Here is a 6,813-nt window from a genome sequence, read left to right as displayed (position 1 = left end):
TTCCTCGGCGAGGAGGACCAGGCCGGGCTCGCCGGGCGGGCGCTGCTCGCGCTGGCCCAGGCCGAGCACGGCGCGGACGCGGTGCCGTTCGGGCTGGTGTGCGCGGCGCTGTGGTCGCATGCCGAGGCCGACGCGCAGACCTACCGGGTGCGGGGGCGGGCCGAGCGGTGGTTCGGTGAGGAGCCGCCCGCGGCCGGTGAAGCGTTGGACGCGCTGGTGGCCGCGTTCGGGCGCTCGTGTGAGGAGTTCGTGACCGCGCTGCTGGAGGCGGGCCGGACCGGCGCAGATGAGGAGACGGCGCGCGAGGCGCGGCGGATCACCGGCACGGTGCTGGACCGGGCCACCTTGCTGGCCCGGCAGTTCGGCGCCGAGGCCGCGGTGGAGGCCAGCCCGGTGCTGGCCGCCGGTCTGGAGGCCCGCTTCGCGCGAGCCGGGCGGCCCTGGCCGGCCACGAGCCGCATACGCTCGCGCAGGCCGTACAGGACGTGGAGGCCCACCGGCTGGCCGCCGATGCGGATGTGCGGGTGCGGATCGAGCGGGCCCGGATGGGGCGGCGGCTCGCCCGCTGGCTCGCCGGCGACCCGGGTGTGGAGGCCGGGACGGTCGCGGCGGCGATCGACCGTCACCTGGCGGAGACGGGCTGGGTGGATCAGGCCCTGGAGCACCTGGAAGCCGGAGGTGATCCTAACCCCGCGCTGAAAGCCGCCTACGACACCCTCGGCGCCCGGGTGCGCGCCCGGCGCCGCGAGATCGACCAGGCCTTCGCGCGGACGCTCGCCACCTGGACGGCCGCGGGCGCGGACCCCGGTGGGATGCTGACCGTGGAATCCTTCCTGACGCGGGTCGTGAAACCGGTCGCGGCCGCCAAGACCGGGCGGCGGATGCTGCTGCTGGTCCTGGACGGGATGAGCGCGGCGATCGCCACCGAACTGGGCGAGGAACTCCGCCGGCATTGGGCCGAATACGACCCGCTGCCCGACCCAGAGAATCGGCCGCCGCGGCGGCGCGCCATGGCCGCCGCCCTGCCGACCTTGACCGCGATCTCCCGGACGTCGCTGCTGGCCGGGAAGCTGATGAAGGGCGCCCAAGCCGACGAAAAACGGCTGTTTGCTGCGCACCGGTTCTGGGGCGGGGCCCGGGCCGCCGTCTTCCACAAGGACGACCTGCGGGGCCGAAGCACCGGTGACCCGTTCGGGCCGGAGCTGACCGAGGCGCTGGCCGACGAGCACACGCATGTGGCGGTCGTGCTGAACACCATCGACGACCGGCTCGCCAAGGAGCAGAAGCTCGGCGACGGCGCGTGGCGCCTCGACCAGATCGGCAAACTACGGGAGCTGCTGCAGGCGGCCGCGGCCCAGGGCATGGCCGTGATCCTCACCAGCGACCACGGGCACGTCGTGGACCGCCACGGGGTGAAGGTCGACGGCGATGGTGTCGGCTCCGCCCGGCACCGCGCTCCCGGCGGCCCGCTGGGCGAGACCGAGATCACGCTGTCCGGGCCGCGGGTGGTGTGGCCGGAACCGAATGCTGCGATCGTGGCGCTGTGGGACGCCGACTCCCGCTACACCTCGCAGAAGGCCGGCTACCACGGCGGTGCCTCGCTCGCCGAGGTCACCATCCCCGTCCTGGCGTTCCTGCCCTTCGTCGCGGAGCCGCCCAAGGGCTGGCGTGAGCTCGGTGACCAGCGTCCGGCCTGGTGGATCGGAGAGGAGACCACCCACCCCGCCACCCCGGCCACCCCGGCCACCCCGGCCGCGGCGGTGGTCGAGCCGAAGCGGCGCGCCAAGCCGTCGAAGGCGGCGCAGGCGCAGGCCGCGATGAGCGATCCGCTCTTCGACGTCGCGCCGGCCCCCGCAGCCGACGACGCTCTCCTGGCTCCTCGCCTGGCCTCGCCCGACGACGCCCTCATCGACGCCCTGGTGGCGTCGGAGATCTTCCAGGCGCAGGTGGGACTGCTGGCCCGAAAGCCTCCCCTGGACAAGGTCGGCAACGCGGTGCGAGCCCTGCTCGACACCGGTGCCCTGCCGGTCACCGCGCTGGCCCAGCGCGTTGGCTACCCGCCCGCCCGCGCCGACGGGTTCGCCGCCGTCCTGCGCCAGCTCCTCAACTACGACGGCGTGCAGGTCCTGGAGACCCTCCCGGACGGGCGCACGCTGCGGTTGAACACCGGACTGCTGCGTGACCAGTTCGACCTGGCATGACCCCGGACCCGCCCGATGAGCACGAGGGGAGACTGGCAGGCGTGAACACCGCTCGGCCGTCCCGTTCCGCCCAGGTCAGCGCGGTGCGCCGCCGCGCCGTGATCGACGCGCTGCGGCGCGGCGCCGTCCCTGAGAGCGGCCTCGATCTGCTCGCCACCGGCCTGGAGCGGTTCGAGTCGGCGCTCGACGCCGAACTGGACGCCGTCGTCTCCGGCGCGTCGGTGTTCAAGGCCGTGCGGGGCGAGTACGGCTCCGGCAAGACGTTCTTCACCCGGTGGCTGGGCGAGCGGGCCAAGCGGCGGAACTTCGCCGTCGCCGAGATCCAGGTCTCGGAGACCGAGACGCCCCTGCACCGGCTGGAGACCGTCTACCGGCGGCTGACCGAACGGCTCACCACCGCCAGCTTCCCGCCGAGCGCGCTGCGGTCGGTGGTGGACGCGTGGTTCTATGCGCTGGAGGAGGACGCCCTGGCCGCCGGAGCCGGCGAGGACGAGCTCGGCGCCGAGGTGAACAAGCTGCTGGCCGACCGGCTCACCGAGGTGTCGCGGCACGCGCCGTCGTTCGCGACCGCGCTGCGCGGCTACCGGGCCGCGCTACCGCCGGCGACGAGGCGCCGCCGCCGCGGTGCTGTCCTGGCTCGGCGGGCAGCCGCACGTCGCCGCCGAGCCGCGCGCCGGGTTCGCGGGCGTGCGCGGCGACCTCGACCACTTCGGGGCGCTCGGCTTCCTGCAAGGGCTGCTGACCGTGCTGCGCGACTCCGGGCACCCCGGGCTCCTCGTCGTGCTGGACGAGGTCGAGACGCTGCAGCGGGTGCGCACCGACGCGCGCGACAAGGCGCTCAACGCGTTGCGCCAGCTCATCGACGAGGTGCACTCGGGCCGCTTCCCCGGCCTGTACCTGGTGATCACCGGGACGCCGGCGTTCTACGACGGCCAGCAGGGGGTGCAGCGCCTGGCGCCGCTGGCCCAGCGGCTGGCGACCGACTTCACCACCGACCCGCGCTTCGACAACCCGCGCGCGGTGCAGCTGCGGCTGCCCGGCTTCACCCTGGAATCACTGGTGGACCTCGGGGCGGCCGTCCGCGACCTGTACGCCGCCGGAGCCGACGCCCCCGGCAGGATCAAGGATCTGGCCGACGACGCGTACATCGCCGACCTGGCTCGGGCGGTCGGCGGGGTGCTGGGCGGCAAGGTCGGGGTGGCGCCCCGGCTGTTTTTGAAGAAGCTCGTCGGCGACGTGCTCGACCGCATCGACCAGTTCGACGACTTCGACCCCCGGCGGCACTACACGCTGACCGTGAAAAGCAGCGAACTCACCGACATCGAACGCAACCATGCCGCCTCGGCCGACGACGTCGACCTGGACCTGTGATGGCGTCCGGCGGCGGACCCGGTGACGTGCTGGACCGGCTCGACCCGGTCGTGCTGCACCACATCGTCAACAGCCTCGGCTGGCCCGACCTGCGCCCGCTGCAGCGGGAGGCGATCGGGCCGCTGATGAGCGGCCAGGACGCGATCCTGCTCGCCCCGACCGCGGGCGGCAAGACCGAGGCGGCCTGCTTTCCGCTGCTGTCGGCGATGGCGCAACAGCAGTGGACCGGCACCTCGGTGCTCTACCTGTGTCCGCTCAAGGCCTTGCTCAACAACCTCTTGGCGCGGATCGACTCCTACGCCCAGTGGCTCGGGCGCCGCGCCGCGCTCTGGCACGGCGATGTGCGCGAGTCGCAGCGGCGCCGGATCCGCACCGACCCGCCCGACATCCTGCTCACCACGCCCGAGTCGCTCGAGGCGATGCTGATCGGCGTGAAGACCGACCACGCGCACCTGCTCGGCCGCATCCGCGCGGTGGTCGTCGATGAGGTGCACGCCTTCGCGGGCGATGACCGGGGTTGGCATCTGCTGGCCGTACTGGAACGGCTGGAGCGCGTGACCGGGCAGGCCATCCAGCGGATCGGCCTGTCGGCGACCGTGGGCAACCCGGAGCAGTTGCTCGAGTGGCTGCAGGGCGCGGGCGCCGGGAAGCGGACCGGGCAGGTGGTGGCGCCCGGCCTCCCGCGTGCGGTCACAGGCAACTCCCGCCCGGGAACGTCCGGTTCGGCCGGCTCCCGACCGGCCGGAGACGTCGAACTCGACTACGTCGGTTCGCTGGACAACGCCGCCAAACTGATCGCCGCCCTGCACCAGGGCGAGAAACGGCTGGTGTTCTGCGACTCGCGGCGGCAGGTGGAGCAGCTGGGCGCGGCCCTGCGCGCCCGGCAGGTGAACGTCTTCCTGTCGCACGCCTCGCTCTCCGCCGACGAACGCGCCCGCTCGGAGCAGGCCTTCGCCGAGGCCCGCGACTGCGTCATCGTCTCCACCTCCACGCTCGAACTCGGCATCGACGTCGGCGACCTGGACCGGGTGATCCAGATCGACGCGCCCGGCACCGTCGCCTCGTTCCTGCAGCGCATCGGCCGCACCGGACGGCGGACCGGCACCGTGCGCAACTGCCTGTTCCTCGCGACCAAGGAGGAGACGCTGCTCCAGGCCGCGGGCCTGCTCCTGCTGTGGGGACGCGGCTGGGTCGAACCGGTGACCGCACCACCGCAACCGCGTCACCTGGTGGCGCAGCAACTGCTCGCCGTAACCCTCCAGCAGCACCGGATCGGCGACCGGATATGGCCGCAGGAGTGGAACGGCCTGGCGCCCTTCGACCGCTCAGCGGCCCCCATCCTGCGGCACATGATCGAGGAGGGATTCCTCGACGAGGACGGCGGAATGCTGTTCATCGGCCCCGAGGCCGAACGGCGCTTCGGCCGGCGCCACTTCATCGAGTTGACCGCCTCCTTCACCGCGCCGCCGCAGTTCACCGTGCTGGCCGGCCGCCAGGAGATCGGGCGGACCGACCCCTCGGTGCTGACCGAGGAAAGACCAGGTCCTCGCCTGCTGCTGCTCGGCGGCCGGAGCTGGCGGGTGACCTTCATCGACTGGACACGTAAGCGGGCCTTCGTCGAACCGGCCGGCAGCGGCGGCGTCGCCAAGTGGACGAGCGGCGGCGTCTCCGGGCTCTCCTACGACCTGGCGCGGGCCATGCGGGAGGTCCTGCTCGGCGCCGACCCGCCGGTGTCGCTGACCCGCCGCGCCCAGGCGTGTCTCGTCGGCTGGCGCGAGGAGGAGGCCCCCGGCATCGTGCATCCCGGCGGGACACTGGTCACCCGGGCGGGGGATGACGTGCGGTGGTGGACCTGGGCCGGCTACCGCGCGAACGCGACGCTCGCCGCCACGCTGCCGTCGATCGCCGACCCGGTCCAGCGGCCGACGGACTTCTCCGTCCGGCTGCGCGAGGACCTGACCCCCGCCGCCTGGCAGGAGGCCCGCAGCAGGGCGGGCGACGGCGAGTTGCTGGTGCTGCCGGACGTCGACCGTCGCGCCGTCAGCGGGTTGAAGTTCTCCGCCGTCCTGCCGGAACGGCTGGCGGTGGCAACCGTCGCGGCCCGGATGGCCGACTTCGACGGAGCCCGTGCTGCGCTGACCGAGCCGGTCCGCCTACAGTTCGCTGCTAATTTCTAGGACTGTGGTGACTATCCCTGATCCACTGCCTGAACTCATCGAGTCGGGCACGTTCGGCGCCGTATTCGTCTCCGGGTAGCCTTTCGAGAAGATTTTCCAGTGAGTCACAGAGCCGTCTCACATAACCGACCCTGGCCTTGCCGCCTTTCATTTCCTCCTGTATCAGCGATATATAATATCCGATTCTATTTCTACCGAATCTATAGGAAGGCACAGGCCTTTCGGGTGCAGCGGTCGCGGCTCTCGGTGTGACCGCAGAGATCATGTCCTGCCTGATCGCTTGCCGAAGCTCTCTCAGCCGCTCCTGGCGACTCCCTGTTTCCTCTATCGGGATTATCTTGAACAAGCCGAGCGCCTTGCCGTAAAGACCCCGCACTTTGCTAAAATTCATGGCGGCGACTTCCCTAAATGCGTGATCGAGTGTTCGATCCAGCGCCTCGGCGACTTCACTGGGCTTTAATTTTTCCTCTCTTGCTTTCTTTTCAGGCTTGCGCTGATTCTCCAGCAATTCGCTTGCGAGCTTCTGGTGACCGTCGCTCAGGTTCTCCATGATCGAGAATGCTTCTTCATAAAGATGAGCCAGCGTGTTGACGTCCTTCCTTTTTCTTGCTTCTACAATTTCTTCGATTGCTTTTTCCATTCGCTCCCAGGCCTGTGACTCTGTCCTGCTGGACGTCTCCGGATTGTGAGTGGCCTGAGTGCTCTCAGATGCGGAGGCCCTCGGCTCGGGGTCTGCTGGGGCTGTCGGGACAATCCCTTCGACGTACAGCGTCCATGAGATTCCTGAGGCGCCCTGCTGGAGTTCGGCGGTGAGAAGCGCGGAACCGACGATCCGGTGTTCGGTGCCCAGGGCCGGCTCCCCCTGCGGATCCGAGACCACCACTCGGGCCGAAGTCGTCGGCAAGGAGAAGCCGGCACAACTGAGGTCGGCCTCCAGCTCTTGGAGGGAATCGTTCTTGGCTGACCTGGGGGTCACCGTGAGCAGGCTGCCGTGCACCGGGAAACCGACAGGTCCGTCAGGCTTGGCCGTGGTGTGCGGAGAGGAGGCGGGTAGTGCGGGGGGT

Annotated in this window: 4 protein-coding genes and 1 pseudogene; 4 read left to right on the top strand and 1 reads right to left on the bottom strand. The window is 70.9% G+C overall.

The features are described 5' to 3' along the window. Positions 1 to 485: 485 nt before the first annotated feature. The 4 genes and pseudogenes from pglZ to ACWJ6R_RS27010 all read left to right on the top strand — a co-directional run bounded on the left by pglZ (position 486) and on the right by ACWJ6R_RS27010 (position 5,749). Positions 486 to 2,201, top strand: coding sequence for a BREX-2 system phosphatase PglZ (pglZ, locus tag ACWJ6R_RS27025; protein WP_449064930.1), 1,716 nt, complete (start codon positions 486 to 488; stop codon positions 2,199 to 2,201). Beyond that, positions 2,198 to 2,743: pseudogene (locus tag ACWJ6R_RS27020) on the top strand (BREX system ATP-binding domain-containing protein); the annotation flags it as partial. The gene pglZ and the pseudogene ACWJ6R_RS27020, both read left to right, overlap by 4 nt. A gap of 82 nt (positions 2,744 to 2,825) precedes the next feature. Then, positions 2,826 to 3,572 carry a BREX system ATP-binding protein BrxD gene (gene brxD / locus ACWJ6R_RS27015; RefSeq protein ID WP_449064932.1) on the top strand — a complete coding sequence of 249 codons (747 nt, stop codon included), beginning with the start codon at positions 2,826 to 2,828 and terminating at the stop codon, positions 3,570 to 3,572. Then, positions 3,572 to 5,749, top strand: coding sequence for a DEAD/DEAH box helicase (locus tag ACWJ6R_RS27010; protein ID WP_449064931.1), 2,178 nt, complete (start codon positions 3,572 to 3,574; stop codon positions 5,747 to 5,749). Before brxD ends, ACWJ6R_RS27010 begins: the two co-directional genes overlap by 1 nt. On the opposite strand, the gene ACWJ6R_RS27005 is transcribed toward ACWJ6R_RS27010, so the two are convergent. Then, a partial coding sequence (locus ACWJ6R_RS27005; RefSeq protein WP_449064929.1) for a hypothetical protein occupies positions 5,739 to 6,813 on the bottom strand: 1,075 nt, incomplete at its 5' end. The two genes, ACWJ6R_RS27010 and ACWJ6R_RS27005, sit on opposite strands and share 11 nt — an antisense overlap.

This window comes from Planomonospora algeriensis (assembly GCF_977012225.1).
The sequence above is the reverse complement of the archived record's forward strand: the minus strand, read 5'-3'. Positions and strand labels throughout refer to the sequence as shown.